Origin of the sequence: Frankia torreyi, assembly GCF_000948395.1 — a bacterium.
Lineage (GTDB): Bacteria > Actinomycetota > Actinomycetes > Frankiales > Frankiaceae > Frankia > Frankia torreyi.
Window position 1 is genome coordinate 179,289 of the sequence record NZ_JYFN01000004.1, and the last position, 20,494, is coordinate 199,782.

Sequence of the window (20,494 nt, forward strand, 5' to 3'; positions counted from 1 at the left end):
CGCGGCGCGGGAAGGGGTCCGCGGGGCGCGACCCGACGATTCTCAGGTGTCCGGGACGGAGGAATCGGGTGAAGCCCGAGCACGGGTCTGCGCTGTCGGTGGGCGGGAGTGCCGCCGACGGGGTGAAGGTAACGTCCGCGCCGCTCGGGTCCGAGGGGAGCGCGTCCGCGCTTGCCGACGGCCCGGTCGAGGGGCTGATCGTGGCGGTCGACGGCCCCGGTGGATCGGGAAAGAGCACGGTGGCCCGCGAGCTCGCGCGGCGCCTCGGGCTTCGCTATCTCGACACCGGGGCGATGTACCGCGCCGTCACCCAGCTCGCGCTGGAGCGGCGCATCGACATCGAGGATCCGCAGGCGGTCGCGGAACTCGCCGAGCGGGCCGTGCTCTCCGTCGGCACCGACCCGGACGAGCCGTCGATCGCCGTCGACGGGGTCGGCGTGGACGCCGAGATCCGCACCAGGGCGGTCACCAACGCGGTCAGCGCCATCGCCGCGGTGCCCGCGGTGCGGGCGCGCCTCGTCGCCCAGCAGCGCCAGGTGATCGCCGCCACCCGGCCCGGCGGCATCGTCGTCGAGGGCCGCGACATCGGTTCCGTCGTCGCGCCGGACGCCCAGATCAAGGTGTTCCTCACCGCGTCGACGGAGGTGCGGGCGCTGCGCCGGTCGCGCCAGCTCGGCGAGAAGGGCGTCGACGACGTCGCGCGGACGCTGGCCGAGCTGGACCGGCGTGACGCGCTCGACTCGAGCCGCGCCGCCGACCCGCTGGCCGTCCCCGAGGGGGCGATCGTGCTGGACTCGACGGCCCTGTCCGTCCCCGAGGTGGTCGACGAGGTCCTGCGGCGCTGCGGGCAGTCGTCGAACGTGACGACGTGACGGGCCCCGAACAGGCCGCGGACGAGATGACCACCCGGTCGGCCCCGGAGATCACCCGGCCGGCGCCGGAGACCATCCGGCCGGCCTCCGGGACGGGGCTGCTGCACCGGGGCGCCGCCTCGCCGGTCTACAACGACCTGCCGCACCGCGTGCTCAAGCCCGGGGTGCGGCAGATCATCAACCGACTGATCATGCGGGTGACCCTGGAGGGGCTCGAGCACGTCCCCGTGGACGAGCCGCTGATCTTCGCGGGCAACCACAGTAGCTGGCTGGACGGCCCGCTGGTGGTGATCGAGTCGCCGCGCACCGTGCGCTGCCTGGTCAAGTCGGAGATGTACACCCGGATCGTCGGCCGCCTGCTACTGATCAGCGGGCAGATCCCGATCGACCGGGGGCGCCCCGACCGCGAGGCGCTGCACACCGCGCTCGACGAGCTGTCCCGCGGCGGCGCGATCGGCGTCTTCCCGGAGGGCACCCGGGGCAGCGGGGAGATGGCCGCGGTCCAGCACGGCATCGCCTACCTCGCCGTCCACGGCCGCTGCCGGGTGCTCCCCGTAGCCTGTATCAACACCGGCGACGCCCTGCCCAAGGGCGCGCGCTGGCCGCGTCGCTCGGTGCAGGTCAGGGTGGTCTTCGGCAAGCCGTTCGAGGTCGACGTGCCGGCCAACCCGCGCTCGCGGCGGGCGCTCGCCGCCGTCGCCGAGGACATCCGGGTGCGGCTGCTCGATCATCTCGAGACCGCCCGTGCCTCCCCGGGCGAATCCGCCGCGTGATCATCGTAGATCACCGGTCCCGACGACAGGTGTGGCAGTGATGGCAGTGATGAGCAGACAGGACGCAGCGATGGACGGCGCCGAGGCGGCATCCGGCGACGACCTTCGAGCCGACGACCTTGGAATCGACGATCTTGGAGCCGGCGAGCTGGGCCCGGTCGCCGGCCAGCCGGTCGTGGCCGTCGTCGGGCGGCCCAACGTGGGCAAGTCGACGCTGGTCAACCGGATCCTGGGCCGCCGCGCCGCCGTGGTCGAGGACGTGCCCGGGGTGACCCGCGACCGCATCGCCTACGACGCGGTGTGGAACGGGCGCCGGTTCACCCTCGTCGACACCGGCGGTTGGGAGCCCGACGCCTCCGGGCTCGCCGCGCAGGTTTCCGAGCAGGCGGCCGCGGCGCTCGACACCGCCGACGCCGTGCTGTTCATTGTCGACGTGGTCACCGGGGCCACCGACGCCGACGAGGCCGTCGCCCGGGTGCTGCACCGCAGCGGCCTGCCGGTGATCCTCGTCGCGAACAAGGTCGACGACAACCGGTTCGAGGCCGACGCCGCCGCCCTGTGGGGGCTCGGGCTCGGCGAGCCCCACCCCGTCTCGGCGCTGCACGGCCGCGGCAGCGGCGACCTGCTCGACGCCGTGCTCGCCGTGCTGCCCGAGGCACCGCGCGAGGTCTTCACCGAGACCGACGGCCCACGCCGGGTCGCGCTGATCGGCCGGCCCAACGTCGGCAAGTCCAGCCTGCTCAACAAGATCGCCGGCAGCCGCCGCTCGCTCGTGCACGACGTGGCCGGCACCACCCGCGATCCGGTGGACGAGCTGGTCACCGTCGGCGGCGAGGAGTGGATGTTCATCGACACCGCCGGGCTGCGCCGGCGGATCCGCGAGGCGTCCGGCGCCGAGTACTACTCGTCGCTGCGCACCGCGGGGGCGCTGGAGGCCGCGGAGGTCGCCATCGTCCTGCTCGCCGCGGACGAGCCGCTCACCGAGCAGGACCAGCGGATCATCACCATGGTGATCGAGGCCGGCCGGGCGCTCGTCCTCGCCTTCAACAAGTGGGACCTCGTCGACGAGGACCGCCGGCTCACCCTCGAACGGGAGATCGACCGCGACCTCGGCCGGATCGCCTGGGCCCCGCGGGTGAACGTCTCGGCCCGCACGGGGCGGGCCACCGACCGGCTGGCCCCGGCGCTGCGCACCGCGCTGGAATCCTGGGGCACCCGGATCCCGACCGGCCGGCTCAACGCCTGGCTCGGCGAGGTCGTCGGCGCCACCCCGCCGCCCCCGCGCGGTGGGCGGGTGCCGAAGATCCTGTTCGCCACCCAGGCAGGCGTGCGTCCCCCGCGCTTCGTGGTGTTCACCACCGGCTTCCTGGAGCCGGCCTACCGCCGTTTCCTGGAACGCCGCCTGCGCGAGGACTTCGGCTTCGCCGGCTCGCCCATCGCCATCTCCGTCCGCGTCCGCGAACGCGGCGACCGCCGCAGCCCCACCGCCGGCTGATCCGGCTGATCCGGCTGATCCGGCGGGCACAGGCGCCCGGTGCACGCGTCGGCCGCTCGGCGGGGCGCCTCAGCCAGGCTTTTCCGGGTTGGCTGCGGCGTAGGCGCGGGCGAGGTGGTCGCCGAGTCCGGTGATCGCCTCGCGGGCCGTCTCGACCGGCCGCTTGTGGGTATAGCCGTGGTCGACGTCGGGGAAGCAGTGATAGGTGACGTCGGCCCCGGTGGCGCGAAGCTTCTCGGCGAAGATCCGGCCGTCAGCTTCGAGGGAGTCGAGCCCGCCGGTGGTGACCAGGGTTGGCGGGAAACCGGCGAGGTCCGGGGCGAGCGCGGGCGAGGCGAGGGGTTCGGCGCGGGTGGCCGGGTCGGGGAAGTAGACGTGCTGCACGAGCCGCAGCAGCCGCGGGCCGATGGCGGGGCGCCTCTTCGGCGAGGTGCGGGCGTGCGGGTCGAGGCCGACGTCGGTGACGCCGTAGCCGACGGCCAGGGCGACCGGCAGGAACGCCCCGGCGTCGCGGGCCTGCTGGACGACGTTGATCGCGAGCTTCGCGCCGGCGCTGTAGCCACCGACGGACAGCCGTCCGCCGTCCCAGCCCTGCTCGGCACCGTGGGCGTGGGCCCAGGCGGCGACGTCGTACGCCTGGTGCTCGGCGACGGGGTAGGCGACCTTGGGGGCGGTGTCGTAGTCGGGGACGAGGACCGCGGCGCCGACGTCGGAGGCGAGGTAGCGGCAGACATGGTCGTCCTGCTCGGGGCTGCGGACGATGAACGCGCCGCCGTGTAGCTGCACGTGCACGGGTGGGCGAGGCCCGGTGCCCGTGGGCGGCCGGTAGAGCAGGCAGCGGACGGGGCCGTGCCGGGTCGGCACCGTGACGGTCTCGGGGTCGGCGACCGCCTGGGTGGCGAACCGCAGGGACTTCGACGGGCTGCCGACGAGGGTGAAACCCGCGCGCATGACGCGGGCGGCGAGGCGGGTCCCGAGTCCGATGGTGGGGCCGGTGGTCAAGGTCTGTCTCCTGTGGCGGGTACGGCTCCTGTAGCGGGTCCGGGTCCGGTGCCGAGCGTGCGGGGCAGCGGCGCTACCTGTCTCTTCTACAGGCGTCTCGGCCATCGCTGCCATTGCTGCCCATTGCTGCCGATGGTTCAGGAGGGCTGGACGATCGCGTATGCCGCGTAGCCACTGGCCACGATGTCCTGGCTGTCGGCCCGGGCGCCGTCGCCGAGCTGGCCGTCCAGCCGTTCCCGCGCCACGAGTCCGCGCCTCGGCTGGTTGCGCGCCGTGGGCACCCGTACCGCATGCCGGCCTCCCGTGCGTCGACCCGTCGTCCACCTCGTGCTCGTGCGGACGGTACCGGTGCGACGGGACACCACCGCGTCGGACGTGAACGAGGCATTACGGAAAGTCGTAGAGAGACCGCGGTGGGCCGGGCGTCCACCACGTGTAGCTGGGAATCTCCGCCTCCGGCGGACACCGGAGTTCATATCCGAGTTCTGTGCCGGACTGGTAACTGGCCAGTGTGCGTAGTGCGGTTGCCGGGAGCGTGGAGTAACGACGCGATTCCCAGTAGTGGATCGCGGCGTCCGACGCATGGCTGGCTGCCCGGCGACCTGAAGTGAGAGACCTACTCCATACGGTCGTATCTGTCGACTGCTGCCGCAGATACGGAAAATTCTGCTGATAACCGTCGCATCCGCGTCTCTGCTGGGAGTACAGTTCCGTTGCCCGGACAGGTGGCGACCCAGGATCACGGGAGATCCTGGTGGGTTCAGCCTCGCCTCGTCCCGTGGGCACGTCGCAAAGTTCGCGCGGGCTACCGCCGTGCCCGAAATCAAAGATCAGGCCACTCTGGAGGGAGTGCGCGCCGCCGGAGCATTTCCGTGAGGTTCAGGATCCCGGGCGGGTGGCGCTTTCAACGGCGGCCGCAGACAGCCGGCCGTGTCATCGCGCTGCCGAGGTGATGTCTGTCGACACCAGGAAGGGTCGTGTAGTGGGCAGTTTCAGGAGACGTGGATGGTCGATTCTCGCCGTTGGCATGGCGGTCGGCCTGGCCGCGTGCGGCAGTTCCGGTTCCGGCGGGTCTCCGGCAACCTCCGCCTCGGCCAGTCCCGCCGCGCCGAAGCAGCGTGTCGCCACCGACAATCCCATCGCCATGGAAACCCTGATCGCCGTCGGTGAGAAGCCGGCCTGCTCGCTGTGGGCGAGTCCGAAATACGTTCCGCTCCTTGCCAAGTACCTGGACGGGATCATCGACCTGGGACAGCGCGTCGACGGCACGGTCTTCAACATCGACGCGCTGGCCAAGTGTCGACCTGACGTGATCCTCATGGGCGCGGAGGACCCCGACGTCATGACGACGATCGGGAAGGTCGGCAAGGTGGTGGAGTTCGTTCAGCCGAATCCACCGATCAGTGCGGACGGATCGGCGGGATCGACCTGGCGCAACTGGCTGCACGCGGCCGCGAGTCCGGTCGGGGCGACGGAGAAGGCGCACGCCATCACCGCGACCGTCGACCTGCAGGAAGGTGCCCTGAAAGGCCTGCTGCGCGGCAAGTCGCTCGCGGTGGTGGAAACGGAATCGACCAGCGCCTACGAGGTGGTCAACAAGTACCTGCCGTTGGCCTGGACCTACGTCCGGGACCTCGGCATCGAGAACTACCAGGCGACCGCGGCGGACTATGACGCGGGCTGTCTCGACGACAAGAAGCCGAAGCCGTGCTACAGCACGGATCTGAGCATGGAGACGCTGCCGGCGCTTAGCGGCGTCGACGGTGTGCTGGTCCAGTCGGCGGGCATGAGCTCCTCGGATCTGGATGTGTTCAAGGCGAATCCGCTGTTCGCGAACCTCCCCGCCGTCAAGAGCGGGCATGTGTCAGTCGCGAAGTCGTTCACGGACACCGGGCCCATCGGCGTCTCGTTCCTCCTGGACGAGATCGCCGACGCGTTCCACGTCAAGGAGTTCCACGCCGCGCTGGGGAGCGGCGGTCGCGCCCATCTCGCGGTGGATCCGGCGGCGAACAAGCTCTGCTGGTCGGTGTCCCCGACCCCTGGAACCAGCAAGCCGGATGGGACGATCAAGATAGCCGCGGGCGGAACCACCGTGAAGCTCGCGGACAAGGCGACGTTCGCGCCCGCCGAGACCGAGTACCAGACGACTCCGCCCACGGTCTTCAGCACGGGCTGCGCCCCTGTCGCGCCCAAGCTGGCGCAGGCGCTGATGGCCTCGCCCGCCGACGCGAAGCTGACCGCGGTCGGCGGTTCCGGCTCCCTGGTACCGGGTGCGGCGTCCGTGGTCGTGGGATGAACATCGAGGCGCCGGGCGTCGAGGCCGGCTTCTCGGCGCGGATGGGCTCGCCGGATCGCGACGGTTCGCTGGAGCGCGACGGCTGGCTGATCGGCCGGCAGGTGCTCCCGGCGGAGCTGGTCCGGCGGGTCCGCCAGCCGCTGGTGGCCGCGCTGCAGGCGGAAGGCCTGGTCGAGCCGTCGCCGGCGGGGGCCGACCGGGTCCGCTGGACCGGCGGGGTCGAGGACGCCCGGCGCCATCGCAACGGTTCCGGGGTGACCACCTGGTACCGGGACGAGCTGGTGTTCCTGCCCCTGGTCCAGGACGGTCATATCCGGCGGGTGGTCGAGGACCTGTGGGGTCGCCCCAGCCTGCTCTGGGCCAACACCGCGGCGTTCCTGAAGGTCCCGGACGCCAGTTCGCCCGACCGGTCGGAATGGATCGGTCATGCGGACGGCTGGCAGGACGCCGGAATCGGGGGGCCGGGCGATCACTTCGATCTCTGGGTGCCGCTGACGGACATCGGGCCCTGTGAGGGATCACTCGCCTTCCACACCGGTTCACACCGGGAACGCGCGGATCGGTATCCCCGGACCAGTCACGGTGTCGGACCCGTTCAGGTGGCGGACGAGGGCTGGGACGTGGCGGGCTACGCGGTGGGCGACGCCGTCCTGTTCCGACCGGACATTGTTCATTCCTCCGCGGTGAACACCGGTCCGGATCTGCGGATCGCGGTGGTCTTCCGGGGGCAGGCCGCGGACCTCCCGCTGCCGCCGGCAGCGGGAATGTCCTGGGACCGGACGCAGGCGATGAGCACCACCGAGTCGTGCGTTCTGGCCCTGCTGGCGACCAGACCGGACGACGGCTGGACGTATCGGGAACTGATGTTCGCGTTCGCACCGGCCGGAATGGTCGGACGGTATCTTCCGCTGCCGTCCCCCGGGCAGCTGAGCCGGTCCGACGTCCTCAGTCAGGCGGTCGACATCCTGATGGCCCGGGGCGCGATCACCAGGACCGACCGGGCCGCCCGGTACGACGGCGCGGGCCTGCACAGCTACTTCCTCACCGAAGCAGGCCGGCAGGCCGCCGAGGAATGGCTCGCCACCCCGACCCGGCTCGTCGCCGAGCTGATGACGGTCGTCCCGTTGCGCCTCGCCCTCGCGCGTGGCGGCTCGGCCGATCTGGCCGGCATGATCCGATCCCAGCTCGCCTGCCTGGACCATCTCGAGGAGTCCGCGCACCAGCGGCCGCCGGGCGAGGACGGGATTCGGCGGAGCTGGCGGCGAGCGACGGTGCGGGGCTGCCGGGACGTCCTCGCCACCGCGGGCTCCGCCACCATCGATCGATGACGATAGCCGCTGCACAATGACGACAGTCGCTGGACCTCGGTCGACCGGCAGCGGCGTGACGACGACGCACCTCGCTCTACGACGTCGTCTCACGGCGGTCGTAAGCGTCGTGTTGCTCGTGTTCACCGTCGTGGTGAGCCTGCGGGTGGGCGCCGCTCCGGTCGGCTGGGACCAGTTCGTCCACGCCCTCTTTCACTACACGGGCACGCAACAGGACATGATCGTCCGCGACCTCCGTGGGCCGCGGGTACTTGTGGCCATGGAAGTGGGGATCGGCTTCGCGGTCGCCGGCACCCTCGTGCAGGGACTCACCCGCAACCCGCTCGCCGACCCGGGTATCTTCGGCATCAACGCCGGTGCCGCGCTGAGCGTCGTGATCGGTATCAGTGTGTTCGGGGCGGTGCGGCCCGGGGAGTATGTGTGGTTCGCGTTTCCCGGTGCGCTGGCCGCGTCGGTCACGGCGTTCGTGATATCTGTCCTGGCCCGCGGCCGGCCGACTCCGGTCACCCTCACGCTGGCCGGCGTCATCACCGCGATGCTCTGCAGCGCGGTGACGGGCATCATCACGTTCCTGAATCCCGAGGTGGCGGAAGGCTTTCAGTTCTGGGTGATCGGGAACGTCGGTGGCCGCGGTATCAAGGTCGTCGCCGCAACCGCGCCCATGGTCGCGCTGGGGTTGGCCGTCGCCCTGACGCTCGGGCGGTCCCTGAATGCCCTGTCGCTCGGGGAGGATGTCGCGCGAACCCTGGGACAACGGGTCGGCGTGACGAAGGTGGCGGCCATCGTGGCGGTTGTCCTGCTGGCCGGTGCGTCGGTGGCCGCAGCGGGGCCGATCGCCTTCGTGGGCCTTGCGGTGCCGAACGCGCTGCGGACCATCGTCGGCGACGACTATCGATGGCTGCTGCCGCTGTCCGCGCTCACCGGAGCGGCCTTCGTCCTGGGAACCGACGTGATCGGACGGGTCATCGAGCGCCCGACCGAGTTCCAGACCGGACTGGTGATCTCGGCCATCGGCGCCCCCCTGTTTCTCTACCTTGTCAGCCGGCGCAGAATACGGACCCTGTGATGCGGCGGGTCCCGGTCCGCATCACCCGGCCGGAGTTCTCCCGGCAGGTCGGCACCCGTGCGGTGATCCTTTTTCTCGTGGTGCTGGCAGCCACCACGGCGGCAGTCATTCTCACCACCGCGTACGGGGAGTACATGGTGCCGCTGAACCGCACGGTGGAGGCGATTGCCGGCCGCGGCNACTCCATCGACATCCTGGTCATCCGCGACCATCGCCTGCCGCGCGTGCTGATGTGCGTGCTCGTCGGAGCCGCGTTGGCCCTGTCCGGCGCGGTGTTCCAGACCCTGACGCGCAATCCCCTGGCCGCACCCGACATCATCGGCGTCACCCAGGGGTCGGCGGTGGTCGCCGTGTGGATGATCCTGCGCGGGCTTCCGACGGCAATGCTGCCCGTCGGGGCGTTCGCAGGGGCCATGGCTGCGCTGCTCGTCATCGCCGTGCTCGGCGTGCGGCGTGATCTTTCGATGTATCGGCTCATCCTCATCGGCATCGGCCTGAACACGCTCATCGACGCGGTCGTGACTTACCTGATCACGACGGCGAACGCGGTCGAGCGGGACCGGCTCGCCCTGGCCGAGCAGTGGCTCGTTGGAAGCACGAGCGCGACCACCTGGCCCAAAGTCGCCATCGCCGCGGGCACACTCGCCCTACTGACCCCGGCGATCCTCGCCTGCGGCCGCCAGTTGAACACCCTCCAGCTCGGAGAGGACCTCGGTGCCGCGCTCGGTGTCCCGATCCGCCGGCTGCAGCTGACCACTGTCAGCCTCGCCGCGTTACTCGCCGCGGTGGCTGTGTCGGTCACCGGTCCGATCGGTTTCGTGGCCTTCGTGAGCCCGCACATCGCCCGTCGGATAACCGGCACCGCGAGCGTCGCGTCCATCCCGACCGCGATGGGTGTCGGAGGTCTACTGCTCCTGCTCGCCGACTACGCAGCCCAGCGCGTCCTCGAGCCCTCGCAGCTTCCCGTGGGCTACGTGACGATCGTCCTGGGAGCTCCGTACCTGCTGTACCTGCTGGTCAGGGGCGAATCCAGGATGGGATGATGATGAACGAGCACGCACTGGGCGTCGACCATGTGTCGTTGGGGTATGGCCGCTCACCTGTCGTGACGGACCTCCAGACCACGTTTCCCCCGGGACTCATCACCTCGATCGTCGGCGCCAACGGTTGCGGTAAGTCGACGTTGCTCCGCGGACTCGCCAGGCTGCTGATGCCCCTGAGCGGCACCGTTCTCCTCGACGGGAAGTCGATCCACGCGCAGCGCTCCAAAGAGATCGCCAAGCGACTCGGACTGCTCCCGCAGGGCCCGACGGTTCCCGAAGGCCTCACCGTCGAAGAACTCGTCTCGCGAGGCCGGTATCCCCACCAGACGTTCCGTCGGCAATGGAGCGTCACCGACGAGCAGGCGGTCGAGGAGGCGCTGAGACTCACCCGCACCTCCGATCTACGCGACCGACCGGTGGACGAGCTCTCCGGCGGCCAACGCCAACGGGTATGGATCGCACTCGTGCTCGCGCAGGACACCTCGATCCTGCTGCTCGACGAGCCGACCACATTCCTGGACATCGCGCACCAGCTCGAGGTCCTCGGCCTGCTCCGCGAGCTCAACGACCGGCAGAACCGGACGGTCATCCTGGTCCTCCACGACCTGAACCAAGCAGCCCGCTACTCCCATCACCTCATCGCCATGCGAGAAGGCCAGATCGTCGCCGCCGGCCCGCCACAGGAGATCGTGACAGTCGACGTGGTCCAGAAAGTCTTCGGAATCCAGTCGGTGATCATCGACGACCCGGTCACGGGAACCCCCCTGTGTGTCCCGAAACCCAACCCCGGACACACGCCAGTCCCAGCGGCCCGCAAGTAACAGATGCAGAGATCCCAAAAGTCCCGAACCTACTCGATCACATCCGTCCTTATCCCCACCGATCCCGCCAGGGAGGGAGACCGTGGGGATGAAGCGAGGACCACCAGAAGGCCCCCGACCACGGGTCCCCACCGATCTCGCCCGGGGAAGGGGGAGCGCGAGGATGGAGCGAAGCTCCCCCTCGCCCCGCGAGGCGAAGCCGAGCAATGAATAAAGGGTGAGGCCCCGGTCTGCGGATGTATTGCACGATATGCGCGGGCACGTGCACCCTCAGGCGTGCGTGATGTAGCCCCTCGTGAGCCGATGCGTAGAGCGTGCGGTCCCAGTCTGGTCCCAGTCTGGTCCCAGCTCGGCAGGCCGAGAGTCCGTCCTGGGGCCGCCTTCTCCTCCAAAGCCGGACCGTTCGTCCGCCGCCGTCCGTGAACGCCTTGCAAGGTCGGCCCGGTCCGTCCGCCCATGTCCAGCCCCATCCGCCCCGTCGGCCCGGCCTGGACGTGGGCTCCGCTGGCGCCCGCACTTGTCCGCCGGCTTGGCTACCCGCTTGGGCTTCTCCCAACGGCGGCGGACCGGCTCTGGCGCGTGCGGACGGAATGGGTCACGATCGTGCCCATGTCGTTGGTGTCCAAGGCGGGATCGGTCGGGTTCGGGCTGCCGGGGTCGTCCAGTGCGCCTTTCGCTGATCGGGTCCGTACGGCAGTGGGTAGGTATGGACCGCTCGTCTTCGGGCTTGACCCGTCGGGTGATCTGTTGACCGGGTGGAGTCTGCCGGACACTCCGGATGGTCTGGAGCGTTTCGTCGACATCGTCCTCGATGCCTCGGTGGGGGCGGTGGGCGTCGTGAAGCCCCAGGCCGCCTTCTACGAACGGCATGGCTGGCGAGGAATTCGTAGCCTGGCCCGCCTCGTCGAGTCGTGCCGCGGCGCGGGTCTGCTGGTTCTCCTCGACGCGAAACGGGGAGATATCGGTTCGACCAGTCAGGCCTACGCCGAGGCCTACCTTGGACCTGACGCGGGGATTCCGGTGGATGCGATCACCGTCACCCCATATCTCGGTTTCGCGGCGATGCAACCGATCCTGGATCGAGCCGTGGCCAGTGATGCCGGCGTGTTCGTCGTCACCCGGTCATCCAACGCTGAGGGCCGCGCCCTCCAGAGCGCCCGCCACGCGGACACCGTGACGGTCGAACAGCACCTGGTCGCCAACATCGCCGCCGAGAACAACCGCCTCGCGCCTGGCCGCGTCGGCCCGATCGGATCGGTGTTCGGCCCCACGCACGGACCTCCGACGGACTTCGATCTCCGCGCGATGAACGGGTTGTTCCTCGCACCGGGAGTCGGCGCCCAGGGCGCCACACCCGCGACAGTCGCGGCGTGCTTCGCCGATTGTCCCGATCGCGTTCTCGCCTCCGCGTCCCGGTCGCTGCTCGCCGTCGGGCCGGACCCATCGCGTCTGCGACACAGCGCCCAGACCCTCGCGGCGCACCTTCGCGACGCACTCCGCACCTGAAACAGCCACTTTGATCGCAAACCTGTCGTACGCAGGACGACTACAGGAGGGTGCCACGCCTGGCAGGCTGGGGGTCGGGCTGTCGTTTTCGGCGATGTTCAGCGGCCTTGTGTCGCCGTGGGACGGAGCGGCCCCGAGGCTGCCGCACATGCCGGCCCGAGAATCAGCCGAAGCAGAGCGCCCCCCAAAGCCACCGACCATCGTCTGCGGCCGATCCCGCCAGGGGAGGGGGAGCGCGAGGGTGGAGCGAAGCTCCCCCTAGCCCCGCGAGGCGAAGCCGAGCAATGAATAAAGGGTGAGGCCCCGGTCTGCGCTCTCCGCAGACACACCTCACCCCTCACCCGTGTCGGGACGACAGGATTTGAACCTGCGACCCCCAGACCCCCAGTCTGGTGCGCTACCAAGCTGCGCCACGTCCCGTACAACGGCAACATTACCGTATCGGCGACCCGGTGTGGTGACCGGGGGCCGCGTCAGCGTCGACCCGACCCCCGACCCCCGACCCTCGTGTGCGGGCCCCGCGTGGGACCAGGCCGAGGCCGTCACCCACGAGGGTGTCCGTGCGGCTGTCGGCCGCGACAGGGAAGGGTCAGGCCGCGCCCTGGGCGCGCCGCCGAGCCACCCCCGCGCCGATCAGCAGGGCGCCGACGGTGGCACCGGCCAGCGGGAGCAGGGGCGAGGATCCGCGGTCGGCCATGCCGCCGCCACCGGCGGCCACACCGCCCGGGCCGCCGCCGACGCCGCCGACACCCGCGCCGCCGACACCGCCGACACCGCCGACACCCACGCCGGCGACGACGCCGGCGCCGACGCCGACCGGGCAGTCGCGGTTCTTGTCCTTGTCCTTGTCATCCCAGTTGAACCAGTCGCCGTCCCGGCCGTCCTTGCCCTGGTCCCGGCCGTCCTTGTCCTGGTCCCGGCCGTCCTTGCCGTCGTCCAGGCCGTCCCGGTTGCCGTTGTCCCGGTTGCCGTCGAGGTTGTCGGCGCGGCCCAGCCTGTCGCCGTCGAGCCTGTTACCGCCGTCCTTGTTGTCGATGCCGTCCTTGTTGTCGATGCCGTCTTTGTGGTCGCGGCCGTCCTTGCCGTCCTTGCCGCCCTTGTCGCCGAAGATGTCCCAACCGTCGTCCTTCTTGTCGTCGCAACGGTTGTTGTTGTTCCTGTCGTCGACGGCGTGGGCGGCGGCCAGGCCGGGCCCGAAGGTGAGGGCGACGCTCGCTGCACTCGACATCGCGAGAACGGCGGCGCTCCGGCCCATACCCTTCTTCATCTGGTCCCCTCTCTCACTTACGGTGATCAAAATGTCACTGCGAGTGACACCATAGCGACTGCGTGTGGAGATGCGCGTCAAGCGGGCCGGGCGTGGTGCGACCGGTCCGGCCGGCGCGAGAACCGCCTGGCCGGCTGGATTTCACGGTCTGTCCCGCCCTCGACCGGGATGGCGGGCGCTGCCGGCGGCCGGCCTCCGGGTTGTCGATGCAGGATCACCGATTGTGGTCGGCTTGCTCGCTACAGTAACGGTCAGTGAAGGGGTTGTGGCCGGGGTGCAGGCGGAACCGGCGGCGCGAGCGGTAGACGGCCAGCGGCGCGCGGACCGGGCGGGAGGGACTGTGGAAGGCGAGACCAACGACGGCCACCGGAAGCCTGCCATCGGACCGGTCCCCGTCGCCGCCGCCGCGCGGCGTCCCCTGCTGTGGCGCGGGCTGCTCCTCGTGGGCCTGGTGCTCATTGTCGGCAGCGGATTCCGCCTGGCGGAACCGGCACTCGACGCCGTCCGCGGCGGTTCCGGGACGGATGTGGTGGCCGACCTGCCAGACGTCCCGCCGCCGCCCCCACCGGCTCCCGCGGGCCCCACGACGGGCCTGCCGCCCGTGCTGGTCGAGCAGCCGGTGATTGTCATCAACGATCCCGCCCGGCTGCGTATCCGGCGGATCGGGATCGACGCGCCGATCACCCATCTCGGTCTGAGCCCGGACGGCTCGATCGCGGTGCCGAAGGCGTGGGGCGACGTCGGCTGGTTCGACCGCGGTCCCGCGCCGGGTGGCATCGGGCCGGCTGTCCTCGTCGGCCACTACGACTCCACCACGGGGCCGGCGGTCTTCTACCGCCTGCCCCAGCTCGTCCCCGGCGACCGAATCGAGGTCGCCGGGCGGACCGGAGCCGCCCAGGCGTTCATCGTCGACCGCAAGGAGGACGTGTCGAAAGCGGCGTTCCCGAGCCAGCGGGTCTACGGGCCGGTAACCCGTCCGGAGCTGCGCCTGATCACCTGCGGCGGCGCCTTCGACCACAAGACCAAGCACTACCTCAACAACGTCGTGGTCTACGCGCACGCGGACACCTTCGCCGGTCCCGCTCCCGGTGCGCCCGCCGTCCCGCCTGCTCAGGCTGCCGTTCCACCCGCCCGCGCCGCCGCGGTTCCCCCTTCGACCGTTCCCCCGTCGACGGTGCGCGCTGGCACGTTGGTGCCGCCGGGCGCGAGTTCGGGTGCCGCCCCGCCGGCGGCGGGGGTACCCGTCCCGACGGGTACCCGCGGTGCGGTCCCGGCGGCGCCGGCCGTCCCCGCGGCGGGTGTGGGCGTGGGTCAGGGAATTCCCTGATCCGGCGGCGCCGGCCGTCCCCGTGGTGGCTGTGCGGGTAGGTCAGGGAATTCCCCCGGGTCGATCCGGCGGCTGACCGTTCCGCTTTTCACCGCGCGCCGCGCGGCGCGCGGCGACGTCCGTCCTTCGTTGTGCGCACGGCGTCCGGCAAGGGGGTGGCGTGCCGCCCGTCCGGTCCCGGAACGACGCCTTTCCCGCGGTTCGCGGAACCGGTGGGGACCCCGATTCCGGCTGCCCCGGGGTGGCTCGCTGGATCACCTGCGCAGCGTCACTCGAGGCGCGGAACGGTAGGCGGAGGGTTGTGTGTGGCGAGCCGACTGTCACGAAGGCGCGGGTCGAGGGGTGCCGCCACCCGGTCGTCGTCACGAGAAGTGAGCGTGGGGGCACGACTTGCTGAGGGGCGGGCGCTTTCCGATGGCGTGTCCGAGCGTTGGGTTCAGGGTGGTTGCCGACCCTGCTGGTATGTCCATTATGGTCATCGACAGCACTTCTGTTCCGGCCGTTCATCGATGCCTGGAATAGGCGGTGCTGGTTACGTGCCATGCGAACAGCGATACCCGTCGGACCGATGCGCCTAGTCCTGCCCCCGGTTCGGCGACCCCTCCGAGTATGTCGGGGCAGGCGCGGGGGACCCATGGTCCTGGAGGCGGTTGCCGCAGGCGGCGCCGCTCCCAGGGGTGGAGCCGATAGGTCCGCGCGGCCGGCACCGGGCTCCCCGGCCCGAATCCCGGCAGCTCACCTCGTAGGCGCACGGGAAGGACACGCCTTGCCCCGTCGTGGTATGGCCTGGCTGCCGGAGGACTGGGAACAGTTCGTCCGCAGCCGCCAGCGGCCGCCGGCGCCCCATACCTCCTCAGGCTCCGGCGCGGTCCGCCGCCGTACCACCCCCCCGCCCCGGCGGGCCGCCACCATCGCCGCGTTCACGACCGGGACGCTCGCCGCGTCGACGGCCGCCTTCGCCGCGACCGTGCCCGGCGGGACCGACGGTGCGGCCTCCCTGGACGCGGGCGCGACGCCGATCCACGAGGCCGCGATGGTCGGCGGGCACGGGGCCGTCGGCGACCTGACCAGGGCGCGCACCCTCGCGCCGCTGGCCACCGCGATCGCCGACCACGACCCGGTCTTCACCAACGTCTCCATCACCGCGGACAAGTCGGCCGTCGCGCCGAACACCCCCGTCGTGCTGACGGTGCGCGCCACCGAGGCCGACAGCGGCGCCCCCCTGTCGGGTCAGGACGTTCGCATCGTGGTCGTGAACGGGCCGCAGTGGCAGACTTCGACGCGCCTGCACACCGACGCCAACGGGACCGCCCAGATCACCGCCCGGCTGCTGTCCACCACGACCATCACCGCCGTCTTCGACGGATCGAACGCGCTGCGGCCCTCTCTCGCCGGCGCCGCCACCGTGACGATCACCAGCCCGTTGCGCGGCGCGGCCGGCCTCGGTGGATCCGGCTCCGGGTCGGTCATCGACCAGGCCATCCCCACGGTCATCCCGGGCAGCTCGATCGGCGAGAAGGCCGTCTACCTGGCCTCGCTGAACAAGGGCAAGCCGTACGTGTGGGGCGCCGAGGGGCCCTACTCCTTCGACTGCTCGGGCCTGGTCCAGTACGTGTTCAAGCAGCTCGGCCGGTCCCTGCCGCGCACCGCGCAGGGGCAGTACAACGTCTCGACCAAGGTGCCGCAGTCCGGCAAGCAGCCCGGCGATCTGATCTTCTACGGCACCCCGGGCAACATCTACCATGTCGGCATCTACGCCGGGAACGGCTACATGTGGGCCGCGCCGCAGACCGGCGGCGTCGTCTCGCTGCGTCCCATCTACAGCTCCACCTACAAGGTCGGCCGCATCCACTGACGGCGCCGGGCGGCGCCGCCGGGTCCGACGGTCCGGTGGCGACGGCCATCCGCTAGCGTCAGCCCTGTCCGGACTGCCGATCGGGCGCCCGCGCGCGACCGGGCGGCCCCGGGCGGCGCCGTGCCCGCGGCGGGACCCGCGGGCGCACCGGGCGCGGTGGGCGGCCGCTCACCGCACCTCGCGGCACCTGCCGCCGAGCCGGTCGAAGCGCCGGTGGAGGAGGGACGTCGCATGACCGCGCCCACCCCGCAGCCCACGGCGTCCGAGCCGGCGCCGCCGGACCGGGTGTGGACGATCCCCAACGCGCTGTCGGCGCTGCGGCTGCTCGGAGTGCCGGTGTTTCTCTGGCTGGTGCTCGGGCCGGAGGCGGACGGCGCGGCGCTGGGGATCCTCGCGTTCGCCGGGGTCAGCGACTACCTCGACGGCAAGCTCGCCCGCGCGCTCAACCAGACCAGCCGCCTCGGGGTGCTGCTCGACCCGCTCGCCGACCGCCTCTACATCCTCTCCACGATCATCGCGCTGACCGTGCGCGACATCGTGCCGATCTGGCTCGCCGTCCTGCTGCTGGCCCGGGACGTGGCGCTGCTCGCCCTGCCACCGCTGCTGCGCCGCATCGGCGTGGGTGTCGCCCTGCCCGTGCACTACCTCGGTAAGGCGGCGACGTTCAACCTGCTCTACGCCTTCCCGTTGTTGCTGCTCTCCGCCGGGGACTCGTGGCTGGCGACCGCGGCCCGCCCGCTCGGCTGGGCGTTCGCGATCTGGGGTACTGCCCTGTACTGGTGGTCCGGCCTGCTCTACTTCGTGCAGGCCGGCCAGCTCGCCCGGCGCTACCGGGCCCACACCCGGACCGGCGGCCAGCCCCCGACCGGCGCCCACGACCCGACCGGCGCCCACCCCGGGGCCGGCGAGAGCGGGAGGTAAGCGGTGAGAGCCGTCGTCATGGCGGGTGGCGAGGGCACCCGGCTGCGTCCCCTGACCGCCAACCTGCCCAAGCCGCTGCTGCCCGTCGTCAACCGGCCGATCATGGAGCATGTGCTGCGGCTGCTCAAGCGGCACGGCTTCGATGAGACGGTCGTGACGGTCCAGTTCCTGGCCTCGATGATCCGCACCTACTTCGGCGCCGGCGACGAGCTCGGCATGCACCTGTCGTACGCGACGGAGACGACCCCGCTGGGCACCGCCGGCAGCGTGAAGAACGCCGAGGACGCCCTGCGTGACGAGGCGTTCCTCGTCATCAGCGGGGACGCGCTGACCGACATCGACCTCACCGACCTCGTCGCCTTCCACCGTCGCCAGGGCGCCCTGGTCACCGTGGCGCTCAAGTCGGTGCCCGACCCGCTGGAGTTCGGCATCGTCATCACCGGCGAGGACGGGCGCATCCAGCGTTTCCTGGAGAAGCCGACCTGGGGGCAGGTCTTCTCCGACACGGTCAACACCGGGATCTACGTGATGGAACCCGAGGTCCTCGCGCACGTGCCGCCCGGCGAGGCGGTCGACTGGTCCGGCGACGTCTTCCCCCGCCTCGTCGAGGCCGGCGCGCCGGTGTTCGGCTACGTCGCGGCCGGCTACTGGGAGGACGTCGGCACCATCGCGAGCTTTCTGCGCGCCCAGGCCGACGTGCTCAACCGGCAGGTCGACGTGGAGATCGACGGGTTCGAGGTCTCGCCCGGCGTGTGGGTCGGCGAGGACGCCGAGGTCCATCCCGACGCCATCCTCAAGGGCCCGCTCGTCGTCGGCGACTACAGCAAGGTGGAGGCCGGCGCCGAGCTGCGGGAGTTCACCGTGCTCGGCAGCAACGTCCTGGTCAAGAGCGGTGCCTTCCTGCACCGGGCGATCGTCCAGGACAACGCGCTGATCGGCCCGCAGACCAACCTGCGCGGCTGCGTCATCGGCAAGAGCACCGACGTGCTGCGGGCGGCCCGGATCGAGGAGGGCGCCGTCATCGGCGACGAGTGCGTCGTGCGGGAGGAGGCGTTCGTCTCCCACGACGTGAAGATCTACCCGTTCAAGACGATCGAGGCCGGCGCGGTCGTCAACACCTCGGTCATCTGGGAGTCCCGCGGCCAGCGCTCCCTGTTCGGCCCGCGCGGCGTGTCCGGGCTGATCAACGCCGAGATCACCCCCGAGCTCGTCGTCCGCATCGCCGGCGCCTACGCCACCACCCTGAAGAAGGGTGCCACCGTCACCACGGCGCGCGACGGTTCCCGGGCCGCCCGCGCCCTCAAGCGGGCCGTCATCAGCGCGCTGACCGCCGGGGCCATCAACATCCGCGACCTCGAGGTGTCGCCGATGCCGGTCACCCGGTTCGACGTCCGTTCCTCCAACGCGGCCGGCGGGATCATGGTGCGCACCGCCCCCGGCGACCCGGAACGCATCGACATCCTCTTCCTCGACGCCGACGGCGACGACCTGTCCCCGGCCGCCCAGCGCAAGCTCGACCGGGTCTTCTCCCGGCAGGACTTCCGCCGCGCCTTCCCCGGCGAGATCGGCGACCTGCGCTTCCCCGCCCGCACCCTGGACCTCTACATCCAGGACCTGCTCGACCGGGTCGACACCGCCGGCCTCGCCGAGGCGGACCTGAAGATCGTCGTTGATCCCTCCGGCGGCTCCGCCTCGCTCGTGCTGCCCACCCTGCTCGGCCGGCTCGGCGTCGACGTGCTGACCGTCAACGGGCGGGTCGACGAGATCATCCCGGCCCACAGCGCCGCCGACGACCTGCGGGCGACCGACCGGCTCGGCGCCCTGGTCGCCAGCTCCGGCGCGGCCTTCGGGGTGCGCTTCGACCACGTCGGCGAGCGCATCGCCATCGTCGACGAGCGCGGCGACCTCATCGACGACGACCGGGCGCTGCTGGTCTTCCTCGACCTCGTGGCCGCCGAGAACCGGGGCGCCGAGGTCGCCCTGCCGGTCACCACCACCCGGGTGGCCGACCAGGTGACCCACTTCCACGGGCTGACCGTGCGCCGGACCTCCCTGTCGGCGGCGGCGCTGACCCGCGTCGCCCGCGAGGAGGGCGTCGTCTTTGCCGCCGACGGCCGGGGCGGCTTCGTCGTCGGCGAGTTCGCCCCCGCCATTGACGGGCTCGCGGCGTTCGTGAAGCTGCTGACCCTCGTCGCGCGGACCCGGCTGACGCTGTCCGCCATCGACGCCCGGATCCCGTCCATCGCCATCCTGCGCCGCTCCGTGCCCACCCCGTGGGCGGCGAAGGGCACGGTCATGCGCCGCATCGTGGAGTCCGTCGATCCGGACGCCGACCAGACCCTCGACACCACCGACGGGGTGCGCATCGTCTCCCCCGACGGCTCCTGGGTGCTGGTGCTGCCCGATCCCAGCGAGGCCGTCACGCACCTGTGGGCCGAGGGGGCCGACCTGAACGAGGCCCACCAGCTCCTGCGCCACTGGGCCGAAGTGGTCGAGGCACCGTAGAACCGCCCCGCGGCTCCACACCGGCCGCCTCCCGCGGCTCCCACACCGGCCGCCTCCCGCGGGTCGTCCCGTGCCCGCCATCCCCGCGACTCCCACGCGGCCGCCTCCCGCGGCCGTCCCACGCGGGCCGTCCGCGTCTGCGTGCCGGCGGCGCCTCATCCCACCCGTCCGCCATGCACGGTGCGCTGCTGTACCCTTGCCCAGGGTAATTCGACGCAATGGTGCCGAGGGCTGTGCGCGGTTTTCGGCTGGAAAATCGTACACAGCCCTCGGCACGTCTGCGTAATCGATCCGTTACTGGAGGCTGACTCGGCGAGTCGACGGGTTTCTCGGCCGGCCACGGCGCGCGCGGTGGCACCGCGGTCGGCGGCGGTGAGCTCCCGGTCGGTCAGAATGCCGAATGTGCGGGATCGGACC

Annotated in this window: 15 protein-coding genes, 1 tRNA gene and 1 pseudogene; 14 read left to right on the top strand and 3 right to left on the bottom strand. The window is 71.3% G+C overall.

Annotation, left to right across the window (positions count from 1 at the left end; genetic code table 11):
* Positions 1-68: 68 nt before the first annotated feature.
* Genes cmk through der form a run of 3 tightly spaced genes read left to right on the top strand, consistent with a single transcriptional unit; the run spans position 69 to position 3,140 of the window.
* Positions 69-872 carry a (d)CMP kinase gene (cmk, locus tag FF36_RS04270; protein ID WP_044883641.1) on the top strand — a complete coding sequence of 268 codons (804 nt, stop codon included), beginning with the start codon at positions 69-71 and terminating at the stop codon, positions 870-872.
* Positions 869-1,645 (top strand): lysophospholipid acyltransferase family protein, encoded by a 777-nt coding sequence (locus FF36_RS04275; RefSeq protein WP_044883642.1) that lies wholly within the window; start codon positions 869-871, stop codon positions 1,643-1,645. The genes cmk and FF36_RS04275 overlap by 4 nt, the downstream gene beginning before the upstream one ends.
* 49 nt (positions 1,646-1,694) lie before the next feature.
* Positions 1,695-3,140, top strand: a complete 1,446-nt coding sequence (der, locus tag FF36_RS04280) for a ribosome biogenesis GTPase Der (RefSeq protein WP_052680938.1) — start codon at positions 1,695-1,697, stop codon at positions 3,138-3,140.
* Between the two features lie 69 nt (positions 3,141-3,209).
* On the opposite strand, the gene FF36_RS04285 is transcribed toward der, so the two are convergent.
* Positions 3,210-4,142: an alpha/beta hydrolase gene (locus FF36_RS04285; RefSeq protein WP_052680939.1), complete on the bottom strand. Its 933-nt coding sequence runs from the start codon at positions 4,140-4,142 to the stop codon at positions 3,210-3,212.
* A gap of 754 nt (positions 4,143-4,896) precedes the next feature.
* Between FF36_RS04285 and FF36_RS04290 the strand changes: the two genes are divergently transcribed.
* The 7 genes and pseudogenes from FF36_RS04290 (at position 4,897) to pyrF (ending at position 12,202) form a co-directional block, all read left to right on the top strand.
* Positions 4,897-6,438, top strand: coding sequence for an ABC transporter substrate-binding protein (locus tag FF36_RS04290; protein WP_206778441.1), 1,542 nt, complete (start codon positions 4,897-4,899; stop codon positions 6,436-6,438).
* A complete protein-coding gene (locus tag FF36_RS04295) occupies positions 6,435-7,766 on the top strand; it encodes a phytanoyl-CoA dioxygenase family protein (RefSeq protein ID WP_044883645.1) in 1,332 nt (443 codons plus the stop codon). Before FF36_RS04290 ends, FF36_RS04295 begins: the two co-directional genes overlap by 4 nt.
* A 118-nt stretch (positions 7,767-7,884) precedes the next feature.
* Complete coding sequence (locus FF36_RS04300) at positions 7,885-8,832, top strand: FecCD family ABC transporter permease (RefSeq protein WP_157871700.1); 948 nt, start codon at positions 7,885-7,887, stop codon at positions 8,830-8,832.
* A partial coding sequence (locus FF36_RS37075) for a hypothetical protein (protein ID WP_242422283.1) occupies positions 8,832-9,011 on the top strand: 180 nt, incomplete at its 3' end. The genes FF36_RS04300 and FF36_RS37075, both read left to right, overlap by 1 nt.
* 1 nt (position 9,012) lies before the next feature.
* Positions 9,013-9,875, top strand: a pseudogene (locus FF36_RS40660) (FecCD family ABC transporter permease); the annotation flags it as partial.
* Positions 9,876-9,877: 2 nt separating this feature from the next.
* Complete coding sequence (locus tag FF36_RS04310; RefSeq protein WP_236705569.1) at positions 9,878-10,696, top strand: ABC transporter ATP-binding protein; 819 nt, start codon at positions 9,878-9,880, stop codon at positions 10,694-10,696.
* A gap of 609 nt (positions 10,697-11,305) precedes the next feature.
* Positions 11,306-12,202: an orotidine-5'-phosphate decarboxylase gene (pyrF, locus tag FF36_RS04315; RefSeq protein ID WP_044883696.1), complete on the top strand. Its 897-nt coding sequence runs from the start codon at positions 11,306-11,308 to the stop codon at positions 12,200-12,202.
* A gap of 346 nt (positions 12,203-12,548) precedes the next feature.
* Here the strand turns inward: pyrF and FF36_RS04320 are convergent.
* Positions 12,549-12,622: transfer RNA gene (locus FF36_RS04320), tRNA-Pro, on the bottom strand.
* A gap of 169 nt (positions 12,623-12,791) precedes the next feature.
* The gene (locus FF36_RS04325) at positions 12,792-13,469 is read right to left on the bottom strand and encodes a hypothetical protein (RefSeq protein WP_044883648.1); all 678 of its coding nucleotides are present in this window, start codon (positions 13,467-13,469) and stop codon (positions 12,792-12,794) included.
* Between the two features lie 340 nt (positions 13,470-13,809).
* Between FF36_RS04325 and FF36_RS04330 the strand changes: the two genes are divergently transcribed.
* The 4 genes from FF36_RS04330 to FF36_RS04345 all read left to right on the top strand — a co-directional run bounded on the left by FF36_RS04330 (position 13,810) and on the right by FF36_RS04345 (position 20,077).
* Complete coding sequence (locus tag FF36_RS04330) at positions 13,810-14,796, top strand: class F sortase (protein ID WP_052680942.1); 987 nt, start codon at positions 13,810-13,812, stop codon at positions 14,794-14,796.
* Between the two features lie 766 nt (positions 14,797-15,562).
* Positions 15,563-16,651: an NlpC/P60 family protein gene (locus FF36_RS04335; protein WP_044883649.1), complete on the top strand. Its 1,089-nt coding sequence runs from the start codon at positions 15,563-15,565 to the stop codon at positions 16,649-16,651.
* A 231-nt stretch (positions 16,652-16,882) separates the two neighbouring features.
* Positions 16,883-17,572 (top strand): cardiolipin synthase ClsA, encoded by a 690-nt coding sequence (gene clsA / locus FF36_RS04340; RefSeq protein WP_044883650.1) that lies wholly within the window; start codon positions 16,883-16,885, stop codon positions 17,570-17,572.
* An 18-nt stretch (positions 17,573-17,590) separates the two neighbouring features.
* The gene (locus tag FF36_RS04345) at positions 17,591-20,077 is read left to right on the top strand and encodes a mannose-1-phosphate guanyltransferase (RefSeq protein WP_044883651.1); all 2,487 of its coding nucleotides are present in this window, start codon (positions 17,591-17,593) and stop codon (positions 20,075-20,077) included.
* Positions 20,078-20,494 lie beyond the last annotated feature (417 nt).